General features: G+C 75.5%; 19 protein-coding genes. 8 read left to right on the top strand and 11 right to left on the bottom strand.

What is annotated here, in order from left to right; translation table 11 throughout:
• Positions 1 to 19 precede the first annotated feature (19 nt).
• The 4 genes from AB6N24_RS02665 to AB6N24_RS02650 form a co-directional block, all read right to left on the bottom strand.
• Complete coding sequence (locus AB6N24_RS02665; RefSeq protein WP_412867887.1) at positions 20 to 511, bottom strand: hypothetical protein; 492 nt, start codon at positions 509 to 511, stop codon at positions 20 to 22.
• Between the two features lie 40 nt (positions 512 to 551).
• Positions 552 to 2,405, bottom strand: coding sequence for a gamma-glutamyltransferase family protein (locus tag AB6N24_RS02660; RefSeq protein WP_412867886.1), 1,854 nt, complete (start codon positions 2,403 to 2,405; stop codon positions 552 to 554).
• Positions 2,406 to 2,525: 120 nt separating this feature from the next.
• Positions 2,526 to 3,338: a hypothetical protein gene (locus tag AB6N24_RS02655; RefSeq protein WP_412867885.1), complete on the bottom strand. Its 813-nt coding sequence runs from the start codon at positions 3,336 to 3,338 to the stop codon at positions 2,526 to 2,528.
• 64 nt (positions 3,339 to 3,402) lie between these two features.
• Positions 3,403 to 4,143, bottom strand: a complete 741-nt coding sequence (locus AB6N24_RS02650) for an ankyrin repeat domain-containing protein (RefSeq protein WP_412867884.1) — start codon at positions 4,141 to 4,143, stop codon at positions 3,403 to 3,405.
• A 113-nt stretch (positions 4,144 to 4,256) separates the two neighbouring features.
• Between AB6N24_RS02650 and AB6N24_RS02645 the strand changes: the two genes are divergently transcribed.
• The gene (locus AB6N24_RS02645) at positions 4,257 to 4,907 is read left to right on the top strand and encodes a 4a-hydroxytetrahydrobiopterin dehydratase (RefSeq protein ID WP_412867883.1); all 651 of its coding nucleotides are present in this window, start codon (positions 4,257 to 4,259) and stop codon (positions 4,905 to 4,907) included.
• A gap of 29 nt (positions 4,908 to 4,936) precedes the next feature.
• Here AB6N24_RS02645 and AB6N24_RS02640 read toward each other — a convergent pair whose 3' ends face one another.
• Complete coding sequence (locus AB6N24_RS02640; RefSeq protein ID WP_412867882.1) at positions 4,937 to 5,317, bottom strand: VOC family protein; 381 nt, start codon at positions 5,315 to 5,317, stop codon at positions 4,937 to 4,939.
• Between the two features lie 82 nt (positions 5,318 to 5,399).
• On the opposite strand from AB6N24_RS02640, the gene AB6N24_RS02635 reads away from it, so the two are divergent.
• Both AB6N24_RS02635 and AB6N24_RS02630 read left to right on the top strand, forming a co-directional pair.
• Positions 5,400 to 6,032 (top strand): sugar O-acetyltransferase, encoded by a 633-nt coding sequence (locus AB6N24_RS02635; protein ID WP_412867881.1) that lies wholly within the window; start codon positions 5,400 to 5,402, stop codon positions 6,030 to 6,032.
• A gap of 11 nt (positions 6,033 to 6,043) precedes the next feature.
• Positions 6,044 to 6,598, top strand: coding sequence for a TetR/AcrR family transcriptional regulator (locus tag AB6N24_RS02630; RefSeq protein WP_412867880.1), 555 nt, complete (start codon positions 6,044 to 6,046; stop codon positions 6,596 to 6,598).
• Between the two features lie 19 nt (positions 6,599 to 6,617).
• Here AB6N24_RS02630 and AB6N24_RS02625 read toward each other — a convergent pair whose 3' ends face one another.
• Positions 6,618 to 7,793, bottom strand: coding sequence for an FAD-dependent oxidoreductase (locus tag AB6N24_RS02625; protein ID WP_412867879.1), 1,176 nt, complete (start codon positions 7,791 to 7,793; stop codon positions 6,618 to 6,620).
• A 56-nt stretch (positions 7,794 to 7,849) separates the two neighbouring features.
• Here AB6N24_RS02625 and AB6N24_RS02620 point away from each other — a divergent pair, with 56 nt between their 5' ends.
• Positions 7,850 to 8,311: a MarR family winged helix-turn-helix transcriptional regulator gene (locus tag AB6N24_RS02620; RefSeq protein ID WP_412867878.1), complete on the top strand. Its 462-nt coding sequence runs from the start codon at positions 7,850 to 7,852 to the stop codon at positions 8,309 to 8,311.
• A gap of 12 nt (positions 8,312 to 8,323) precedes the next feature.
• Here the strand turns inward: AB6N24_RS02620 and AB6N24_RS02615 are convergent, their stop codons facing one another.
• The gene (locus AB6N24_RS02615) at positions 8,324 to 8,788 is read right to left on the bottom strand and encodes a tRNA (cytidine(34)-2'-O)-methyltransferase (protein ID WP_412867877.1); all 465 of its coding nucleotides are present in this window, start codon (positions 8,786 to 8,788) and stop codon (positions 8,324 to 8,326) included.
• Positions 8,789 to 8,819: 31 nt separating this feature from the next.
• Entirely contained in the window at positions 8,820 to 9,860 is a 1,041-nt protein-coding gene (locus AB6N24_RS02610; protein WP_412867876.1) for an endo alpha-1,4 polygalactosaminidase, read from the bottom strand.
• A gap of 144 nt (positions 9,861 to 10,004) precedes the next feature.
• Between AB6N24_RS02610 and mgrA the strand changes: the two genes are divergently transcribed.
• A complete protein-coding gene (gene mgrA, locus AB6N24_RS02605) occupies positions 10,005 to 11,048 on the top strand; it encodes an L-glyceraldehyde 3-phosphate reductase (RefSeq protein WP_412867875.1) in 1,044 nt (347 codons plus the stop codon).
• A complete protein-coding gene (locus tag AB6N24_RS02600; RefSeq protein ID WP_412867874.1) occupies positions 11,045 to 11,920 on the top strand; it encodes an alpha/beta fold hydrolase in 876 nt (291 codons plus the stop codon). Before mgrA ends, AB6N24_RS02600 begins: the two co-directional genes overlap by 4 nt.
• 82 nt (positions 11,921 to 12,002) lie before the next feature.
• On the opposite strand, the gene AB6N24_RS02595 is transcribed toward AB6N24_RS02600, so the two are convergent.
• The 3 genes from AB6N24_RS02595 to recQ form a co-directional block, all read right to left on the bottom strand.
• Positions 12,003 to 13,802, bottom strand: a complete 1,800-nt coding sequence (locus tag AB6N24_RS02595) for a beta-1,3-glucanase family protein (RefSeq protein WP_412867873.1) — start codon at positions 13,800 to 13,802, stop codon at positions 12,003 to 12,005.
• A 311-nt stretch (positions 13,803 to 14,113) separates the two neighbouring features.
• Positions 14,114 to 15,220 (bottom strand): AEC family transporter, encoded by a 1,107-nt coding sequence (locus AB6N24_RS02590; protein WP_412867872.1) that lies wholly within the window; start codon positions 15,218 to 15,220, stop codon positions 14,114 to 14,116.
• Between the two features lie 70 nt (positions 15,221 to 15,290).
• Positions 15,291 to 17,405 (bottom strand): DNA helicase RecQ, encoded by a 2,115-nt coding sequence (gene recQ, locus AB6N24_RS02585; RefSeq protein WP_412867871.1) that lies wholly within the window; start codon positions 17,403 to 17,405, stop codon positions 15,291 to 15,293.
• 438 nt (positions 17,406 to 17,843) lie between these two features.
• Here recQ and AB6N24_RS02580 point away from each other — a divergent pair, with 438 nt between their 5' ends.
• Positions 17,844 to 18,638 (top strand): 3-ketoacyl-ACP reductase, encoded by a 795-nt coding sequence (locus tag AB6N24_RS02580; RefSeq protein WP_412867870.1) that lies wholly within the window; start codon positions 17,844 to 17,846, stop codon positions 18,636 to 18,638.
• Between the two features lie 34 nt (positions 18,639 to 18,672).
• Positions 18,673 to 20,781, top strand: a complete 2,109-nt coding sequence (locus AB6N24_RS02575; RefSeq protein ID WP_412867869.1) for an FAD-binding protein — start codon at positions 18,673 to 18,675, stop codon at positions 20,779 to 20,781.
• The last annotated feature ends 60 nt before the right edge of the window (positions 20,782 to 20,841 follow it).

Here is a 20,841-nt window from a genome sequence, read left to right as displayed (position 1 = left end):
CGACCCGCCCGCGCGCCCGCTACGTCGCCAGCCAGCCGGCGAGGATCGACTCCTCCCGGGGCGCCTGGACCGCGCAGAACCAGCCGAACTGGTCGAACCACGCCTGCCCGGCGCGGGCGACGGCCGCGTACAGCTCGTCGGCCGGTGCGACGACTCGGCGTCGGGACGTCGAGCTCGTCACCGAGACGAGCAGGTACCCCGGCCGGCGCGGCATCGTCTCGGCGGAGAACGTGATCGGCTGGTCCGGGAACATCGTGCGGCCCGAGCCGGTGCGCCGGCACTCGTCGAGCGCCTGGATGACGAACGGCCAGAGCCAGTCGACGTCGTCCCACAGGTCGAGGGACAGCAGCTCGAACTCGTCGACCGCGAGGACGATCGCACCCGGGACGTACGTGCAGCTCCCGTCGTAGCGCGTGAGCTCCCCGACGGGGCGGAACTCACCGTCGACGCGCACGAAGGTCTCGACGCGCACGCGCGGCGGAGGTGCGTCGTCGCTGGTGGGGGGCGTCACCAGCGGACCGTACCCACGCGGTCCGCTGCACGTCACGGGCTTACCGCCCGACGGCGTACCCCTGCATCCCGCGCGGGTTGGCAGCGGCCCGGAGCATCCCGTCGGCCCGCACGCCGGTGGCGCTGAGCCGCCCGAGGGACCACGGCCCGGCGTCCTGCACCGCGTGGCCGCGCCGGGCGAGGTCCGCGAGCGTGCCGACGCCCAGGCGCGACTCGGCGACGAGCCCGCGGGGCACCTGCTCCCGCGGGTAGAACGACGACGGCACGTGCGTCGAGTGCCACGTCGGTGCGTCGATCGCCTCCTGGAGGTTGCGCCCGTGCAGCAGGTGGCGGACCAGGAACGGCACCGGCCACTGGTCCTGCTGGTCGCCGCCGGGCGTGCCGAACGCGAGGTACGGGGCGCCGTCACGCAGCACGAGGCCGGGGCTGAGGGTGGTGCGCGGCCGGCGGCCCGGCACGAGCGAGTTCGGCAGGCCCGGCTCGAGCCAGAACATCTGCGCGCGGGTCGGCAGCGCGAAGCCGAGGCCGGGGACGACCGGGGAGCTCTGCAGCCAGCCGCCGCTCGGCGTCGCGGAGACGAGGTTGCCCCAGCGGTCGACGACGTCGACGTGGCACGTGTCGCCGCGCGTCAGGCCGTCGGGGCGCACGGTCGGCTCGCCGATGCCCGCGACGGGCTCGGTGCCGAGCGCGCGGGCGCCGGCCGACGAGGGCGTCCCCGAGCCAGGGTCGGCACCGTCCGCGCCCGCCGACAGGAACGCGGGCAGGCGCGGGTCCCGGCCGTCGGGCGACCCGGGGTGCAGCCCGTCCGACGCGTCGCGCCCGACGAGCGCCGCCCGCTGCTCCGCGTACTCCCGCGAGAGCAGCGCGTCGAGCGGGACGTCGGCGTCGGGCGCGTCGCCGTACCAGGCCTCGCGGTCGGCGAACGCGAGCTTGGCGACCTCGGTCACCGCGTGCACGAGCTCGGGGCCCTCACCGAGCTCGCCGACGCCGAGCGCGTCGAGCACCGCGAGCTGCTGGAGCAGCACCGGACCCTGCCCCCATGCCCCGGTCTTGTGCACCTCGTGGCCGCCGAACGTCACCGCGACGCTCGCCTCCTCGGTCGCGCGCCACCCCGCGAGGTCGTCGCCGCCCAGCACGCCCGTGTGCGCGCGGCCCGAGGAGTCCATGACCGCCGTGCCCTGCACGTACGCGTCGATGCGCTCGGCGACGAAGCCCTCGTAGAACGAGCGCCGGGCGGCCTCGATCTGCGCCTCGCGGTCCGGCCCTGCCGCCGCGGCCTCGGCGAGCAGCCGCTCGAACGTGTCGGCGAGCTCGGGGTTCGTGAAACGGGCCCCCGCCTCGGGCGGGGCACCGTGGGGCAGGTACACCGCGGCCGACGTCGGCCAGTGCTCCGCGAACATCCCGGCCACGCTCGTGATCGTCGCGACGGCCTGCGGGATCAGCGGGTAGCCGTGGCGCGCGTAGCCGATCGCCGGGCCCAGGACGTCCGCGAGCGGCAGGGTGCCGTACCGCGCGAGCAGGTCGAGCCACGCCCCGAACGCCCCGGGCACGACGGCTGCGAGGTGCCCGGTGCCCGGCACGAGGTCGAGCCCGAGGCCGGTGTAGTGCTCGACGGTCGCGGCCGCCGGGGCGGTGCCCTGGCCGCAGATCACGAACGTGTGCCCGTCGGCCGCGCGGTGCCCCATCAGCGGGGCGTCGCCCCCCGGGCCGTTGAGGTGCGGCTCGACGACGCTGAGCGTGAACCCCGCGGCGGCCGCGGCGTCGAACGCGTTGCCGCCGGCCTCCAGGACCGACATCCCGACGGCGCTCGCGAGCCAGTGCGTCGAGGCGACCATGCCGTGCGTGCCGAGCAGCTCCGGGCGGGTGGTGAACGTGCCAGTGGCCATGCCGAGCATCGTGCCCGATGCGCTGCGAGGACGCCGTCCGGCACGACGACGCCGGCCGGTGCACAGAAGGCGTGCGCCGGCCGGCGTCGAAGGGTGCGCAGGGCGGTGCCCCGCGTCAGGTGGCCCCGGTCAGCGACCCAGGCCCGCGCGGTCGACGCGGCGGTGGAACCGCATCCCGGCGAGCCCGCCGACCACGGCCCCGGCGAGGCTCGCGACGGCCACGAGCAGGATCACGACGATGCCGCCCGTCGTGAGGTCGCCCTCGTTGAGCGGGATGCGCGGGAAGCTGTCCAGGCGCGCGAGCACGTTGAACTGCTCGCCGGCGATCGCCGTGAGGATCGCGACGACCACGGCGATGACGACGGCCCACAACCAGACCGCGAGGCCCTGCTTGGCGCCGTTGAACCGCGCCATGCGGCCCGCGACGTACCCGCCGCAGTAGTACGCGACGAACAGGACGACCAGCAGCGCGATGCTCCCCGCAGCGCCGACCGTGCCGATCTCGCTGGCCGCCTGGTCCGCGGCCTCGCTCACGTCGGTGTTCGTCGCGACGCCCACCGCGGTCCCGGCCCCCGCGACGAGCGCGGTCAGCAGCACCGCCGTCCCCGTCGCGGTGAGCCAGCCGAAGAACGCCGAGCCGATCTTGATCCCGCCGAACTCCTCCTTCTCGCGCGCGACGACGCTCTGCCGGTCGACCCCGAGGTCGCGCGCGGAGACGGTGACCGGCTCGGGCTCGGGGACGTCGGCGGGGTCGGCCACGGGCGCGCGGTGGTCGGGGTGGTCGTGGCCGGTGGGGTCGAGCACCGCGGTGCGGTCGTCGGCGGGGCGGTCGTCGAGGTGCTCGGCGTGGCTCGCCGACCCGGCGGGGACGTCGGTCGAGACCGGCCGCTCGGGGTCGACGTGGCGGGGGTGCGTGGGGTCGGTCTCGTGCGGCGTGCTCATCGGGCTCTCCTTCGACGGTCGAACCTGGGCGTGCGTCCGCTGCCGTCCGGTCGGCGGCGCCGGCTCAGGGGGTGAGCGCGTCGGCGAGCTCGCCGTGACCGGCCCGGCGCGCGGCGCCGGCGGCAGTGAGGCCATCGAAGCCGATCCAGGTCGGGTCCGCCCCTCGAGCGAGCAGGAGGTCGACGCACGCCCGCTGCCCGCCGTGCGCGGCGCACCACAGCGCCGTCGTCAGGTCGTCGACGTCGGGCGCCGGCTCGGCGTCGAGCAGCGCCTCGACCCGGTCGGCGATCCCGAGGCCGGCCGCCTGCCAGAGGTTGGGGGTCGCGCCCGCGTGGAACAGGTGCTCGGCGGCGCGCCACTGCCCGAACGCGACGGCGTCCGCGAGCGGGGTGCCCGACCCGTCGCCGATGACGGCTCCCGGTGCCTCGAGGTCCGCCCCGGCGCGGACGAGCGCCTCGACGGCCTCGACGTCGTCGTTGCTCGCGGCCCAGTGCAGCGCGGTCTCCGCGTGCGGGCCGGTGAACGGCGCGTCGGGGTCGGCTCCTGCGGCGACGAGCACCTCGATCGTGCGCCCGACGGCCAGGAGGTGACCGGGGTGGTCGGTCGCGACGTGCAGCAGCGTGCACGTCGGCAGGTCCTCGACGGTGGCGTCCGGCTGGGCGTCGTCGCGCGTGATCCGGGCGGCGGCGAGGCCGGGGTTCGCGTCGAGCAGCCCTCGCAGGCGCTCGACGTCGCCGGTGCGGATCGCGTCGGCGGCCTCGCGCGCGAGCGGGTCGTCGACGGCCAACGTCAGGGTTGCGTCCACGGGTGGCTCCTTCGCCGAGACCTCCACGGTGCACCCGGCCCGGCGGTGTGTCCAGGGGAGGGGCGCGTCAGGCGTGGGGCCTGTCGCGCGGGCGAGATCGCTAGCGTGGGGGCATGACCGAACGGATCAGTCCTCGCCAGGTCGCGGAGGCGCAGGGGCTCGGTGACTGGCGCGTCGTGTGGGGCGGGGCGTGGGCGTGCGCGCACTTCCGCACGGCGTCGTTCTCCGTCGGGGCCGCGCTCGTCCAGGCGATCAGCGCGGCCGCGACGACCGCGAACCGTCACCCGGACGTCGACCTGCGGCCCGAGGGCGTGACCGTGCGGCTCCGCGGCGACGGGCCCGAGGGCTTCCGCACCCGGGACCTCGACCTCGCCCGGACGATCTCCGCCGCGGCGCGGGCGCTCGACGCGCACGCCGACCCGTCCGCCGTGCAGCACGTCCAGCTCGCGGTCGACGCGCTCGGCACCGCGCAGGTGCGGCCCTTCTGGCGCGCGGTGCTCGGCTACGACGAGCTCGGCGACGAGGACCTCGTCGACCCGCTGCGCCGCGGGCCGTCGGTGTGGTTCCAGCCCATGGACGCCCCGCGACCGGGGCGCAACCGGCTGCACGTGGACGTGTACCTGCCCGTCGACCAGGTCGAGGCGCGCATCGAGGCCGCGGTGGCCGCCGGTGGGACCGTCGTCAGCGACGCCCACGCGCCGGCGTGGTGGACGCTCGCCGACCCCGAGGGCAACGAGGTCGACCTCGCGGTCTGGATCCCGTAGGCCGACCGGCGCGTCCCGCCGCCCGGCGCCTAGGACTCCGACCAGACGCCGAGCTCGTTGCCGGACGGGTCGAGGAAGTGGAACCGCCGCCCGCCGGGGAACGCGTAGGGGCCCTCGACGACCGTGCCACCGGCGCGCGTGACGGCGTCGAGCGTCGCGTCGAGGTCCGCGGAGTACAGCAGGACGAACGGGCCGCCGCGCGTGACGGCCGACGCCTCGGCGAGGGTGATCCCGCCCGCCTCGTCGGAGCCGTCCTCGGCCGCCGTGCGGATGCCCGCGTAGCCGTCGCCGTACGCGGTGAACTGCCAGCCGAACGCCGCCCCGTAGAACGCGCGCGCCGCCGTCAGGTCGGTCGCGGGGAGCTCGACATAGTCGATCGAGTGGTGGATGCGGTGCGTGTGCGTGGCCATGGCTCATCGTCGCGCCGACCACCGACACGCAACCGTGAGGCGTTGTGGACAGGCGTACGCAACGATGCGTACGCTCGTCCACATGAGCGCAGAGACGACGCAGGGCACGGACGACACCCGCACGATGCGCGAGCGCATGCTCGCGGGCGACCTGTACCTCGCCGACGACCCCGAGCTCGCCGAGGCGAACGCCGCCGCCCTCGACCTCGCGGCGGCGTACAACGCGACGACCGTCCGGCAGGGGCCGCTGCGCCGGTCCCTCCTCGAGCAGCTGCTCGGCTCGGTCGGCGAGGGCACCGAGATCCGTCCGCCGTTCCTCGTGGACTACGGCTCGCAGATCCACGTCGGAGCGCGCTGCTTCGCCAACTACGGCCTCGTCGCGCTGGACGTCGCGACGATCACGATCGGCGACGACGTGCAGATGGGCCCCAACGTCCAGCTCCTCACGCCCACGCACCCCGTCGAGCCCGGGCCGCGGCGCGACAAGTGGGAGGCCGCGAAGCCCATCGCGATCGGGGACAACGTCTGGCTCGGGGGCGGCGTCGTCGTGCTGCCCGGCGTGACCATCGGGGAGAACACCGTGGTGGGCGCCGGCTCGGTCGTGACGCGGGACCTCCCGGCGAACGTCGTCGCGGTCGGCAACCCGGCGCGGGTCGTCCGCACGATCGGGGACGACGCCGACGGGCACGCGACGGGCCCGACGGGCGCCGCGTGAGCGAGGCCTCCGTGCCCCCCGCGCCCCGCCGCGCGCGCCGGCACGACCCCGGCCGCCGCGACCGGCTCGTCGCCGTGGCCCTCGACGTGCTCGCGGAGCACGGGGTCGCCGGCACGACGCACCGCGCGGTCGCGCAGGCCGCCGACGTCCCGCTCGGCTCGACGACGTACCACTTCGCGTCGATCGACGAGCTGCTCGCCGCAGCGTTCCGGCGGCACGCGGATGACGTGGCGGGCGCGCTCGAACGGCGGCTCGACGCCGCGCCGGACGCGGACGCGGCCCTCGACGCGCTCGCGGACCACCTCGCCCGCGACCTGCTCGGCCCCGGGCGCGGCCTGGTGCTCTCGATCGAGCTCTACGTCGTCGCCGCGCGCCGCCCGGTGCTGCGCGCGGTGACCCAGGAGTGGATGGTGCGCAGCCGTCGCGCGCTCGAGCGGCACTTCGACCCGGTCACCGCGCGCGAGCTCGACGCGCTCGTCGAGGGGCTCGTGCTGCACAGCGCGCTCTCGACCGACCCGATGACGCCCGGCCAGCTGCGGCACGCGCTGCGCAGGCTGGCGCAGTAGGCCGGCGGACGCCGCCGGCTCACGCGACCCGCGCGTCCCAGTCAATCCGGTGGTCGTACATCCAGGCGGTGCTCCGGTCGGTCACGACGTGCCGGAACACGAGCGGCATCACGAGGTCCTGCACGCGCCGGCCGAGCGGCCCCGCGATCTTCGCGCTGCCGCTGCGTGCCCCGGCGGCGACGACGCGCTCGACGCGCGGGCGGCGCAGGCGCTCGTAGGTCGCGAGCGCGGTGGTCACGTCGGGTGCGTCGCGCAGCGCCTGACCGAGCACGACCGCGTCCTCGAGCGCGATCGAGGCGCCCTGCCCGGAGCTGGGCGAGGGCGCGTGCGCGGCGTCGCCGACGACGACCATGCCGTCGCGTGACCAGGTCGGCACGTGCGGGAGGTCGAACGTGTTGTCCCCGGCGAGCTCGAGCCGGCCGGCGGCGACGAGCTCCGCGGCCGGCCCCGGGTCGTCGCGCAGGAGCTCGTGGAGGTGGTCGCGCCACTGCACCTCGCTCGTCCCCGCCCGCTCGTCGGGGCTGGTCGGCGTGCGCGGGACGTTGACGAACCAGACGACGTCGCCGTCGGGCGTGGGGTGGGCACCGAAGAACGCCCGGCTGCCGAAGACGAGGAGCCACGCCTCGGGCGGGAGCGTGCCGGCGAGCGGCGTGCCCCGCGTGATCCCGCCGAAGTTCGTGAGGCCGACGTAGCGGCCGGCGGGCGCTGCGGGGTCGATCGCGCGCCGCACGCGCGAGTGCACGCCGTCGGCCCCGATCACGACGTCGCCGCGCACGGTGGTGCCGTCGTCGAGGGTCACGGCGCCGGGGCAGACCCGGCCGACGTGGGCGCCGAGACGCACGTCGACCCCGGCGCGCGCCGCGTGCGTGGTGAGCGTGGCGGCGAGCCGCGACCGCTTGAGGGTCAGCGCGGCGCCGCCCGGCAGGGTGCCGGTGAGCGAGAGCGCGCCGAGGGGCCGCCCCGTCGAGCCCTGGAGGACGTTGCGCCGCGTCGGGAACCCGGCGGCCTCGACGGCGTCGCGCACGCCGAGCGTCGTGAGCGCGTCGAGGCCGTTCGGCCCGAGGGTGAGGTACGAGCCCTCGTCCGGGTCGACGACGGTCCGCCGCTCGAGCACGACGGCCTCGATCCCGGCGCGGTGGAGCGCGAGACCGACGGCCGGTCCGGCGACCCCGCCTCCCACGACGACTGCGCGCATGGCGGTACCCTTTCCCTACGAGATTCGGAAGATTCGATAATCGAAAGGTTAGGCAGATGAGCGGGTCGCGTCAAGAGGCCGTGGCGTCCGTGGGCGCCGCGCTCCAGCGCTACCAGCGCAGCGTGCAGGCGTTCGACGACGCCGCGGCGCGGCACCTGGGCGTCGGACCGGCCGACCTGCGGTGCCTCGACTGGCTCGTCGACGGGCCCAAGACGGCCGGCGAGCTCGCCGCGGCGACCGGCCTGCGCCCCGCCGCGACGACCGCGCTCATCGACCGGCTCGAGCGCAAGGGGCTCGTCGAGCGCGTGCGGTCCGAGCTCGACCGCCGGCAGGTGCACGTGCGCATGACCGACGCCGGGCAGGCCGTCACGTGGGAGGTCTACCGCCCGCTCGTCGAGGAGGGCGCGGCGCTGCTCGACCGGCTCACCGTCGAGGACCTCGACCGGATCGGCGCGCTGCTCGACGACATGCGCGGGCTGACCGACCGGCTCCGGGACCGCCTCACGGACGGCCGGTGACCGGCGGAGGCGTCACACCCCGCCGGCGAACCCGAGCTGGCGCCACGCCTCGTACGACGCGACCGCGGCGGACGTCGAGAGGTTGAGCGACCGGCGTCCCGCGAGCATCGGGATGCGCAGCCGGTCGGTCACGCGCGGGTGCGCCAGGACCTCGTCGGGCAGCCCGGTCGGCTCGGGGCCGAACAGCAGGACGTCGTCCTCGCGGTAGTCGACCTCGGTGTAGCCGGTCGTCGCCTGGGTCGTGAACGCGAACACCCGCGAGCCCGGCAGCGCGTCGAGGCACACGTCGAGCGTCGGGTGCACGACGACGTGCGCGAGGTCGTGGTAGTCGAGGCCGGCGCGGCGCAGCTTGGGCTCGCTCAGGTCGAAGCCGAGGGGCTCCACGAGGTGCAGCGTCGCACCGGTCGCGGAGACCAGCCGGATGGTGCTGCCGGTGTTGCCGGGGATGCGGGGCTCGAAGAAGACGACGTGCAGCACCCGGCGATCCTCCCACCCCGGCGCACGGTGCTCAGCCGCGCGGGCAGGCCTCGAAGACGTGCGCGCGTGACGCCGGGGTCGTCAGGTCGTGGTCGCGCAGGACCGTCGAGAAGGGCGTCTGCGGGTCGGCGCACACCTCGGCGAACGTGCCGCGCAGCTCGTCGACGTACTCGACGTCGATCACCTGGTCGCCGTACACGTCGGTGTAGGCCCCGCACTCGTCCCAGCGGTGGCACTCCTCCGCGACCGCGAAGTCGAAGCCGACCTCGTCGTGCCCGCGGCGGGTCAGGTCCGCGGCGTTCTTCTGCCCGACGGCGAGCCCGAGGCCGTGCGCGACGGCGACGTACCGGGCGGCGGTCGCGAGCGCGTCGTCGGCCGTGAGCAGCCCGCCGGACCGCGTGTACGAGTCGAGGTTGTCGAGCTCGACGGCGTCGAAGCCCGCGTCGGCGCACCGCTGCAGGGCCACCCCGATCACCTCCGCGAGCTGGGCCCGCTTGTCGTCGGTCGACGTGTCGAGCAGCGCCTCGTCAGGCCAGCCCGGGTCGGCGACCACGCGGCCGGCGGCGTCGCGCAGCACGAGGTCGGGGTGGTCGCGCAGCCACGTGGAGCGCTCGTCGGGCTGGGTCTGGAAGCCGTTGACGTAGCAGATCGAGTACGCGCCGGGCGCGGGCTCCGACGTGCTGTCGCGCACGACGCCGCCGACGCCGGCGGGCAGGGCGTACGCGCCGCCGAGCTGGTAGTCGACGACGATCCCGCCGAGCCCGGCGGGGGCCGCGACGGGTGGGGCCGCCGACGTGGCGGTGGGCGTCGGCGCGCTCGTGGGGGCTGCGGCCGCGGGGGCGGTCGGTGACGGCGAGGGGCTCACCGACGGCGTGGCGGAGGCGCTCGGCGTGGGAGCGGCCGTGGCCGTCGGACCCGGGGACGGCGTGGTGCTCGCGTCCGGGGAGGGGGCCACGGTGGTCGGCGTGGAGCCCGCCGGGCGGGCCTCCACGGGTCCGGCCTTGCACCCCGCGCACAGCGCCGCGAGGGCGACGAGGGCGATCGTGACGGTCCTGCGGCGGGTCGTGGGCATGCTGTGCGTCTCCTGGCGTCGTCCGCCCCCCCGACGAAGCCGTGACCATATCGTGACCTCGGCCGACCGGGTCAAGCCCCGATCCGGGTGACGGCGAACGCCGCCTAGGCTGGTCGCGACCGACCCTGCGAGAGGACGCCAGCGATGCCGACCGAGCCCCACCGCCCCTTCACCGCCGCCGAGAACCGCTACGAGGCGATGACCTACCGCCGGGCGGGTCGCAGCGGGCTCGCGCTCCCGGCGCTGTCGCTCGGCCTGTGGCACAACTTCGGCGGGACGACGTCGGGGGACACCCAGCGCGCGATCCTGCGCCGCGCGTTCGACCTCGGCATCACGCACTTCGACCTCGCCAACAACTACGGCCCGCCGTACGGCTCGGCCGAGGAGAACTTCGGGCGCGTGCTCGCGAGCGACCTGCGGCCGTACCGCGACGAGCTCGTCATCTCCTCCAAGGCCGGCTACGACATGTGGCCCGGCCCCTACGGCGACGGCGGCTCGCGCAAGTACCTGCTCGCGTCGCTCGACCAGTCGCTGCGCCGGCTCGGGGTCGACTACGTCGACGTCTTCTACTCGCACCGCCCCGACCCGAGCGTCCCGGTCGAGGAGACGATGGGCGCGCTGCACACCGCCGTGACGAGCGGCAAGGCGCTCTACGCGGGCATCTCGAACTACTCCCCGGCGCAGACGCGCGAGGCCCAGCGCGTGCTCGCCGAGCTCGGGACGCCGCTGCTGATCCACCAGCCGAGCTACTCGATGTTCAACCGGCACGTCGAGCAGGTCGGCGACGGCCAGGACGAGACGCTGCTCGACGCGGTCGGCGACCTCGGCATCGGCATGATCGTGTTCTCCCCGCTCGCGCAGGGCCTGCTGACCGACCGCTACCTCTCCGGGGAGGTCCCCGGCGACTCGCGTGCCGCGCAGAGCCGGTTCCTGCAGCCCGAGCGCATCAGCGAGACGTACCTCGCACGCGCGCGGGCGCTGAACGAGATCGCGTCCGCACGCGGTCAGAGCCTCGCGCAGCTCGCGCTCGCGTGGGTCCTGCGCGACGAGCGGGTCACCTCGGCGCTCATCGGGGCGTCGAGCGTCGCGCAGCTCGAGAACAACGTCGCCGCGCTCGACGCTCCCGCGCTGACCGACGACGAGCTCGCCGCGATCGAGGAGCACGCCGTCGACGGGACCGCGCGATGACGCTCGACGCGCGCGCCGGCGACCTCGGCACCGCGGCGGACGAGGCCGACCGGACCGTCGTGCACCGCAGCGAGCGCACGCTCGGCGTCGACGGGCGTCCCGTCGGCTACACCGTGTGGGGGCAGTCCGGCGACGCGCCGCCCGTGCTGCTGCTCCACGGCGTGACCGACTCCGCGGAGACCTGGGACCCCGTCGCGCGCCTGCTCGCCGCGGACCGCCTCGTCGTCGGGGTCGACGCCCGCGGCCACGGCAGGACCCCGCTCGGCGAGGGCCCGTTCACGATCGCGTCGCTCGCGGCCGACGCCGCTGCCGTCCTGCGGCACGTCGTCGACGGCCCCGCCCTCGTCGTCGGGCACTCGATGGGCGGGCTGGTCGCGACCGAGCTCACGCTCGCCGAGCCCGGCCTCGTCGCGGGCCTCGTGCTCGAGGACCCCGCGTGGGACGCCGGCGGGGTCGCGACGCCCGACGGGGTGCCGCCGTTCCTCGCGCCGTTCCTGCTGTCCTTCGCGGGCGTCGACGCCGAGACGCTCGAGGCCCGCTCCCGGGCGACGCAGCAGGCGTTCGCCGACGACGAGCACGGCCCGTGGGCCCGCTCGAAGGCGCAGCTCGACCAGCGGCTCGTGCACGTCGCGCACGACTGGAACGGCCGGGCGTGGGTCGAGGTGCTCGCGGAGGTCCGCGTGCCGGTGACCCTCGTGACCGGTGACGTCGGTCAGGGGGCGCTCGTCGGGTCGGCCCAGGTCGAGCGCGCGCGCGAGGCGCTCGGCGACCGGCTCACGCACGTGGCGGTCCCCGGCGTCGGGCACAGCGTGCGGCGCGAGGGCCGGGAGGAGTTCCTCACGGCGCTGGACGGTGCGCTCGGGCGGGTCTGACGGGACGCCTCGGTGACCGCGTCGGCGGCGACGTCGGCGACCGGTGCCCGTGGTCCGATGCCCGAAGGCCGACCCCGGTCCGTCAGCCGAACGCGAACCAGTTGACGTCGACGAAGTCCTGGCCCGAGCCGGTCGCGAACGTCAGGTAGACGTCGTGCGTGCCCGTGGTCGGCGTGATCGCCGCGGCGACGGTCCGCCACGACTGCCAGCCACCCGTGCGCCCGACCGCGAACGCGCCGACCGGGGTGCTCGTCCGGCTGTCGAGCCGCACCTCGACGACGCCGCCGACCGACGTCGTCGCGCCCGACGCGACGCGCGCACGGAGCGTGTCCAGCCCGTTGCGCCCGAAGTTCACGTCCTCGAAGCGCAGCCAGTCACCGTCGCCGACGTGACCGACGTGCTTCCCGCCGCCCGAGTCGGAGGTCGGGGAGAGCGTCGTGCCGCGCTGCGCGGTGCGGGCCTCGGCCTGGATCGCGCCCACCGGGGCCTCGCCGCCGGGGCTCGGCGGCGCGGGCGCCGGCTCCCCGCCCGCGACGGGGCCGGTCGCGACCGACGAGCCGAACGGCTGGAGCGTCATCGTGACCGACGTGGGCGTCGGCTCGTCGATGCTCGGGTTGAACTCGGCGACGTCGTCGAACGCGAACCCGTACGCGCGGCCGTTCGTCGCGTGGTCGTGCATGACCTTCGAGTACAAGTCCGACGACTCGTGCTGGTAGAACGCCTGGGCGTCGAACGTCGCCTGGCGGTCCGAGCCCGGGCGGTCCGGCGTCGAGAGGGTCCCGCGGTGGAACCCGGCGCAGATGCGGGCACCGACCGCGAGGATCGCGTCCTGGTCGGGCTGCCCGGTCGGCTGCAGCGCGCCGTGGCACCCGAAGATCTCGGCGGTCGTCGGTCGCGCGATGGTGCCGACGACCCGCCCGCCGTCGCCGCGGAACGTGAAGGCCCCGTCCACGACCTTCCCGGTGAAGACCCCGAGCGCCGTGTCGACGGTGAGGGCCCGGCGGCCGTAGTACTGGAAGACGCCGTCGACGTAGGCGTCGAAGAACGCGGCGTCGAAGAACGGCGCCTCGCTGTCGATCCCGTGGATCGGGGCGAGCACACGCAGGGGGAGGCCGTCGGACTCGCGCACGTCGACGAGCTCCGCCCAGTCCCCGCCGAGGGCGCTGACCGCGTCGAAGACCTGGCGCCGGCCGTCCTTGACCAGCACGCCCTCGGTGCGGGTGACCGGCACCGGCGTGGTGTCCGGCGGCGGCTGGCTGGGGTCGACCGGGACCGCGTTGTCGACCGGGCCGGGCGGCGGCGGTGCCGCCATCGCCCGCACCGTGATGGAGATCGGCACGCTGAACATGTCGACCATCGTCGTGTTGATGTTGATCGCGGTGCCGTTGCGGGCGAACTCGGCCCAGTCGAACAGCACGTCGTGGTTCGGGTCGTCGCTGTTCCACGCGGCCGGCTCCACGAGGCCGCCGGGGGAGAGCTGGAACGTGAGGCGCTCGCCGAACGAGACGTAGATGCGCCCGCCCGTGAGGTTCGCGGGCAGCGGCAGCTGCACGGTCGACGCGTTCGGCGGCCCGGGGATCGACACGTCGGGCGCCGTCGGGTTCTCCTCGCCGTTCGCCACCGCCGCCGGCAGGTCGAACGCGTGCCAGTCGCCCGACGCGTCGACGTAGCCCTGCTCGCCGGTCGCCTGGCTGCGGGCCATGACGTAGAGGAACGTCTCCTCGTCCCGGCCCGAGCTGTTGGTCACGATGAAGGGCAGGTCGGACGACGCGGCGCGCGCGGGCTGCATCGCGGCGAGGCCGGTGAGGCCGGCGAGCGCCAGGACCGCCGCTGCCGTGACGGCTGCGACGACCTTCCGGGTGCGGGACGAGACGCGGAGCATGGCTTCCCTCTGCCGTGGTGCGTGGTCCGGCGGGGGCGGCGTGCGTGGTGCACGCGCGCGACCCGAGCCGGTCGACGACCCACGGGATGGCCCCGGGGGACTGCACCCGAGAAGCCGTCATCCAGGACGAGCCGACCGTACCGGCCGGGCGGGTGCGCCGTCAGGGGCTCCACCCGGCGAGACGCGGAGTGTGACGAACTCCCGTCGCGGTGCATCCGCGGGCGCCGCTCCGGGCTCCGCGGGCGCCGCTCCGGGCCCGAGCCGTGCGGGCCGGACGGACGGCGGCGCAGGCGTGCGGCCGGCGGGGAGCGTCAGCCGAGGACCGCGGTGACGACGAGCAGGACGGGCACCGCGAGGACCGTGGTGACGAGGCCGGCGTCGCGCGCGAGCGGCTGCTGCCGGCCGTACTGGATCGCGTACACGAGCACGTTCTGCGCCGTCGGCAGCGCGGCCATCGCGGTGACGCCGAGGAGCGCCGCGCCCTCGAGCCCCAGCGCCGCGCCGATGCCGCCCGCGAGCAGCGGGTGCACGAGCGAGCGCAGCAGCACCACGAGCACGAGCTCGCGCCGCACGGGCCGGGCGTCGACGGTACGGGGGACGGCGAGCGACATCCCGAAGGTGAGGAGCGCGAGGGGCGCTGCGGCGGCACCCACGATCGCGAACGGGCCGAGCAGCACCTCGGGCGGCGTCCAGGGCAGCGCCGCGATCGCCAGTCCGGCGAGCGCGCCCACGATGATCGGGTTGCGCAGCGTCCGGGCCAGGACGGTGCGCAGCACGCGGGACCCGCGGCGCGGGCCGCGTCCGCTCGCCGGGGCGGGCGCCGCGGTCGGTGGGGTGTCGGGCGGGACCGGGGGGACGTCCGGTGGTCCCGGCGTGGCAGCCGGGCCGGTCGACGGGGTCGGCGGGGTGGCGGGTGACCGCTCGGCGTCGTCCGGCGGCGCAGGCCCGGGCGTCCGGTCTGGACTCGACCCGCGCGGGGTCCGGGCGTCGAGGACCGCGAACGCGACGGGGGCCAGCACGAGCAGCTGGTAGAGCAGCGACGGCACGACGGCGACCGCGTCCCCGAGCAGGTAGACCGCGAGCGGCAGTCCGAGGTTGCCGGCGTTGACGTACGACGCCGCGAGGGTCGCGACCGTGACGTCCGCGGCGGGCCGGTGCCACAGCCCGCGCAGCACGGCGACCGCGACCAGCACGACCGTCGTGGTGCTCAGTGCCGTGACGAGCGCGGCGCGCGAGAGCAGGAGGTGCAGGTCCGCGTTCGCGACGGTCACGAGCAGCAGGCACGGGGTCGCGACGGCGAACACGACGCGCGCGAGCACCGCCGGGGCGGCCGGACCGAGCGTGCCGCGGCGCCCGAGCACCCAGCCGAGCGCGACGATCGCGCCCATCGTGCCGAGCGCAGCCAGGATCGCGCCCACGTCTCCCGCCTCCGCCCCCGTCGCGCCTGTCCTGCCGGTCGGCCGCACCCGGGCCCGAGCGGTCAGCCCGTCAGCCGTGCAGCGCCGCGAGCAGCCCCGGACCGTACTTGTCGCGCTTGGTCACGCCGACGCCGCTCACGGTCCCGAGCGCGTCGAGGTCCGCGGGCACGCTCGTCGCGATCTCCCGCAGCGTCGCGTCGTGGAACACGACGTACGCCGGGACGCCCTGCTCCTTGGCGGTCGCCGCGCGCCACGCACGGAGCTTCTCGAACACCGCGGCGGCGCTCTGGTCGAGCTGGGCGACTGCGGCGGCCCCGGCGGTGCGCCGTGACGACCGGGCGGCGCGCGCAGCCTTGGGGGCCTCGCGCCGCAGCCGCACCGGGCGGGCGCCCGTGAGCACCTCGGCGCTCGCGGGCGTGAGGCGCAGGGTCCCGTACCCGTCGGAGTCGACCCCGAGCAGGCCCTGGGCGAGGAGCTGGCGGACGACGCCGCGCCACTCGGTGTCCGAGAGGTCGGTGCCGAGGCCGAACGTGCTCAGCGACGCGTGGCCGAGCTGCGTGACGCGCGGGGTGCTCTTGCCGAGCAGGATGTCGACGAGGTGCCCGGCGCCGTACCGCTGCCCGCGCTCGCGCTCGAGGCGGACGACCGTGGAGAGCAGCTTCTGCGCGGGCACCGTGCCGTCCCACGACTCGGGCGGCGTCAGGCACGTGTCGCAGTTGCCGCACGCGGTGCTCTCCTGGCCGAAGTACGCGAGGAGCTGCACGCGCCGGCACTCGACGGTCTCGCACAGCGCGAGCATCGCGTCGAGGTGCGCCCCGAGCCGGCGCCGGTGCGCGGCGTCGCCCTCGGACGTGTCGATCATGCGCCGCTGCTGCACGACGTCCTGCAGGCCGTACGCGAGCCAGGCGGTCGACGGCAGCCCGTCACGCCCCGCGCGCCCCGTCTCCTGGTAGTAGCCCTCGACGGACTTGGGCAGGTCGAGGTGCGCGACGAACCGCACGTCGGGCTTGTCGATGCCCATGCCGAACGCGATGGTCGCGACCATGACGAGGCCGTCCTCGCGCAGGAACCGCGCCTGGTTGGCGGCCCGCACCCGGGAGTCGAGCCCCGCGTGGTACGGCAGCGCGGGGATCCCGTTGTCCACGAGGTGCTGCGCGGTCTGCTCGACCGACGCGCGCGAGAGGCAGTACACGATGCCGGCGTCGCCGGGGTGCTCGGTGCGCAGCAGGTCGAGGAGCTGGGCCCGCGGGTTGTCCTTGGGGGCGATCCGGTACTGGATGTTGGGGCGGTCGAAGCTCGCGACGAAGTGCCGGGCCTCGGTGAGCTGGAGGCGCTGGGCGATCTCGGCGTGCGTCGTTTCGGTCGCCGTCGCGGTGAGCGCGATGCGGGGGACGTCGGGCCAGCGCTCGTGCAGGACCGAGAGCTGCAGGTAGTCGGGGCGGAAGTCGTGGCCCCACTGCGACACGCAGTGCGCCTCGTCGATCGCGAAGAGCGCGAGGTCCGCGCGGCCCAGCAGCTCGAGCGTGTCCGGGACGCGCAGGCGCTCGGGGGCCAGGTAGAGCAGGTCGAGCTCGCCGTCGAGCAGCTCGCGCTCGACCCGGCGACGGGCGGCGACGTCCTGCGTCGAGTTGAGGAAGTCGGCCCGGACCCCGGCGGCGGCCAGCGCGTCGACCTGGTCCTGCATGAGCGCGATGAGCGGGGAGATCACGACGCCCGTGCCCGGGCGCACGAGCGCGGGCACCTGGTAGCACAGCGACTTGCCGCCGCCCGTCGGCATGAGCACGAGCGCGTCGCCGCCGCCGACCACCGTGTCGATGATCTCGGCCTGGTCGCCGCGGAAGCTGTCGTACCCGAAGACGGTGCTCAGGACCTCCGTGGGCGTCGGCGCAGGGCCGACGGGACGCGCGGGGCGGGGGCGGGCCTCGGCGACGGCGACGGCGGCGGGGGGAGCCGAAGGGCCTGCCGGGGTGCCCGAAGCCCGCCCGGCCGCTGGCGTGCTGCCCGGCCGCGCGTCGGTGCGGGGCCGGCTCGCTGCAGCGCCGCGCCCACCGGACCGTGACGACGAGGCGAGGTGCGCGTCGTCGGGCGGTGCCGAGTCGTACTCGGGGTCGAACGGGGGGACGTCGTCGTACGCCGGGTCGTACGGCGGGACGTCGTCGTACGTGGAGGAGGGACCCGGGTTCACGGGGACCAGCCTACGAGCCGCCGCGGACACCAGGGCGCGCGTCCACAGCGTCCGGCGGCTCGCGGGACCTCGTGCGCGAGCCCCCGGCGCGTCCCCCGGGTGGGCCGCTGAGCGGCGGTTCGTGAGCCGGCGTGAGCGCAGTCACGCCCGACGTCGGAACACCGCACTCCGTCGACCGGTTGGACCAGGTGCGCACCGGTTCATGACCCCCGGGCTCAACCATCGCCGCCACGAGCGGCCCCGCGCCGTGAGGCGTCTGCCGGTGCGCACCCTCGTCCGACGGGCGGCAGCCGACCAGGCTGCCGCCCGTCGTGCTGCGCGCCGACCGGCACGGCCGACCGATCCGGAAAGCGCTTGCCCCGACCGCCCCGCGCGTGCCAGGATCGGCGCGACACCGCACGGCCGCGGTGCGCCCGACCGCGAAAGAGGATGGCAACGATGCCGGCAGTCGCACTCGTCACCGGCGGCAACCGGGGCATCGGCCTCGGCATCAGCCGCCGACTCGTCGAGGACGGGTTCGCCGTCTCGATCCTCGCCACGCGCGAGGAGCCGGCCGACGTGCTCGCCGAGCTGCGGGCGCTCGCGGGCGACGACGCCCGCGTGCGGTACGTGCGCGGCTCGGTGGCGGACCCCGACGACCACGCGCGCTACCTCGACGACGCCGTGGACGCGTGGGGGCGCCTCGACGTGCTGGTCAACAACGCGGGCGTCGCGCCCAGCGTGCGCGCGGACCTCCTCGAGGCGACCGCCGAGAGCTTCGACCGGGTGCTCGGGATCAACCTGCGCGGTCCGTACTTCCTCACGCAGGCGTTCGCGAACCGGGTGATCGGGCTGCGCGGCGACCTCGACCACCTGCCCGAGCCGCCCGAGGGTCCGGTCGCGACCGTCGTCAACGTCTCCTCGATCTCCGCGACGACCGTCTCCACCGCGCGCGGCGAGTACTGCGTCTCCAAGGCCGGCGTCGCGATGGCGACCCAGCTGTTCGCCGTGCGGCTCGCGCCCGAGGGCATCGTCGTCCACGAGGTGCGCCCCGGCGTCGTCCAGACGGACATGACCGCGGCGGTCGCCGGCAAGTACGACGCGCTGATCGCCGAGGGGCTCGCGCCGGTCAACCGCTGGGGCCGCCCGGCCGACGTCGCCGGTGCCGTCTCGCTGCTCGTCTCGGGGCAGACCCCGTACTCGACCGGCGAGGTGTTCCACGTCGACGGCGGCCTGCACATCCCCACGCTCTGACGCCCCACCCCCACGCCCAGCCGGAGGACCCGCGATGACCAGCCACGAGCCGCACGAGCTCACGATCGACGGGCGCGCGGTGCCGGTCGTGACCGCCAACACCGTCGTCGTCGGCACGGGGTCCGCGGGCTTCTGCGCGGCGGACCGGCTCTGGGAGTTCGGCCAGACGGACGTCGTCATGGTCGCCGACAAGATCGGCGCCGGGGCGTCGCGCAACGCCGGCTCGGACAAGCAGACGTACTACAAGATGACGCTCTCGGGCGGCGACCCCGACTCGGTCCGGGAGATGGCGCAGACCCTGTTCTCGGGCGGGGCGATGGACGGCGACAACGCGCTCGCCGAGGCGGCGCTCTCCGCGCGGGCGTTCCTGCGGCTGTGCGAGCTCGGGGTGCCGTTCCCGCAGAACCGGTTCGGGGAGTTCATCGGTTACAAGACCGACCACGACCCCCGCCGCCGGGCCACGTCCGTCGGGCCGTACACGTCGCGCAGCATGGTCGAGCAGCTCGAGAAGAAGGTCGCGCGCAACGGCACCCGCATCTACGACGAGTGCCGCGTCGTCGACCTCGTGGTGCGCGACGGCGAGGTCGCCGGGCTGCTCGTGCTGCGCACCGACGTCCCGCACGACGGCGAGCAGAGCCCCTTCCTGCTGTTCCGCTGCGCCAACCTCGTGTACGCGACGGGTGGCCCGGCCGGCATCTACGCGACGCGCGTGTTCCCGCACGGCCAGTGGGGAGCCTCCGGCGCCGCGTACCGCGCGGGCGTGCACGGCAAGAACGTCACCGAGTGGCAGTTCGGGCTCGCGTCGACCCACCCGCGCTGGAACGTCTCGGGCACGTACATGCAGGTCCTCCCGCGGTTCGTGTCGACCGACCAGGACGGGAACGACGAGCGCGAGTTCCTGTCCGAGTCGATCCCCGACTACGGCCGCCAGCTCTCCCTCATCTTCCTCAAGGGCTACCAGTGGCCGTTCGACGTGCGGAAGGCCCGCGACGGGTCCTCGCTCATCGACCTGCTCGTCTACCAGGAGACCGTGCTGCGCGGGCGGCGCGTGTTCCTCGACTTCCGCCGCAACCCGGTGCGCGACGAGCTCGACGCGTCGGCCCTGTCGCCCGAGGCGCACGACTACCTCGAGCGCGCGGGCGTCCTGTTCGGCACCCCGGTCGAGCGGCTGCAGCGCATGAACCGGCCCGCCTACGACTTCTACCTGCAGAAGAACCCGTACGTGGACCTCGAGACCGAGCTGCTCGAGGTCGACGTGTGCGCGCAGCACAACAACGGCGGCCTCGTGGTCGACGCCTGGTGGCAGTCGAACGTCCGCGGGTTCTTCCCCGTCGGCGAGGCGGGCGGGGCGCACGGCGTGTACCGGCCCGGGGGAGCGGCGCTCAACAGCGGGCAGGTCGGGGCGACGCGCGCGGCGCAGTGGATCGCGGTGCAGCGGACCTGCGCGCCCCTGCCCGACGAGGAGTTCGCGGCCGCCGCCGGGCCGGTGCTGGGGGCGGCCCACGGGCTGGTCGAGCGGGCGACCTCGCGGGCGGCGGCCGGGGTCCCCGACAACACCGGCGACCTGCTCACCGCCGTCGGCGAGCTCATGAGCGCCAAGGCCGGCCCGGTCCGCTCGCGCGAGTCGATCCACGAGGCCCTCGACCAGGTCCGCGCGTGGCTCGCCGACTACGAGGCGACCGTCGCCGCCGACGCGGGGTCACGCCGCGCCGTCAACCGCACCTTCCTCGTCCGCGACATCCTCACGACCGCGTCGGTCTACCTCGCGGCGATGGCCGACTACGTCGAGCACGGCGGCCGGTCGCGCGGGTCCGTGCTCTACACCGACCCCGACGGCGCGCTGCCGCAGGTCGGGTTCGGGGAGGACGCCGGACGCGAGCTCGAGCTCCCCGAGATCTTCCGGTTCACGCTCGACGGCGGCGCGCTCGACGGCGAGGTGCAGGAGGTCGCGTGGTCGCCGGCGGTGCCCGACGCGTCACCCGCCGCGGCCGCCTCGGGTGCGGTCCGGCCCGACGACGGCGTGCGGGTCGACGGCTCGGGCAAGGTCACGTTCGCGTGGCGACCCGTGCGGCCGATCCCGGAGGACGACGACTTCTTCGAGAACGTGTGGCGCGAGTACCGGGAGCACCGGAACGTCGTCTGACCCCGGCGGGACGGGCGCGGCGGTCCGCCGGCGCGGGCGGCAGCCCGGGGCGCACGGTGG

Source organism: Cellulomonas jepli (assembly GCF_047229345.1).
Taxonomy (GTDB): Bacteria; Actinomycetota; Actinomycetes; order Actinomycetales; family Cellulomonadaceae; genus Cellulomonas_A.
The sequence above is the reverse complement of the archived record's forward strand: the minus strand, read 5'-3'. Positions and strand labels throughout refer to the sequence as shown.

Excerpts from the sequence above, each read along its gene's own strand:
- AB6N24_RS02635 (WP_412867881.1), top strand. The coding sequence starts at position 5,400 with ATGAGCGCAGAGACGACGCAGGGCACGGACGACACCCGCACGATGCGC.
- AB6N24_RS02655 (WP_412867885.1), bottom strand. The coding sequence starts at position 3,338 with ATGAGCACGCCGCACGAGACCGACCCCACGCACCCCCGCCACGTCGAC.
- AB6N24_RS02640 (WP_412867882.1), bottom strand. The coding sequence starts at position 5,317 with ATGGCCACGCACACGCACCGCATCCACCACTCGATCGACTATGTCGAG.
- AB6N24_RS02600 (WP_412867874.1), top strand. The coding sequence starts at position 11,045 with ATGACGCTCGACGCGCGCGCCGGCGACCTCGGCACCGCGGCGGACGAG.
- AB6N24_RS02660 (WP_412867886.1), bottom strand. The coding sequence starts at position 2,405 with ATGCTCGGCATGGCCACTGGCACGTTCACCACCCGCCCGGAGCTGCTC.
- AB6N24_RS02645 (WP_412867883.1), top strand. The coding sequence starts at position 4,257 with ATGACCGAACGGATCAGTCCTCGCCAGGTCGCGGAGGCGCAGGGGCTC.
- AB6N24_RS02575 (WP_412867869.1), top strand. The coding sequence starts at position 18,673 with ATGACCAGCCACGAGCCGCACGAGCTCACGATCGACGGGCGCGCGGTG.
- mgrA (WP_412867875.1), top strand. The coding sequence starts at position 10,005 with ATGCCGACCGAGCCCCACCGCCCCTTCACCGCCGCCGAGAACCGCTAC.
- AB6N24_RS02625 (WP_412867879.1), bottom strand. The coding sequence starts at position 7,793 with ATGCGCGCAGTCGTCGTGGGAGGCGGGGTCGCCGGACCGGCCGTCGGT.
- AB6N24_RS02595 (WP_412867873.1), bottom strand. The coding sequence starts at position 13,802 with ATGCTCCGCGTCTCGTCCCGCACCCGGAAGGTCGTCGCAGCCGTCACG.
- AB6N24_RS02620 (WP_412867878.1), top strand. The coding sequence starts at position 7,850 with ATGAGCGGGTCGCGTCAAGAGGCCGTGGCGTCCGTGGGCGCCGCGCTC.
- AB6N24_RS02580 (WP_412867870.1), top strand. The coding sequence starts at position 17,844 with ATGCCGGCAGTCGCACTCGTCACCGGCGGCAACCGGGGCATCGGCCTC.
- AB6N24_RS02610 (WP_412867876.1), bottom strand. The coding sequence starts at position 9,860 with ATGCCCACGACCCGCCGCAGGACCGTCACGATCGCCCTCGTCGCCCTC.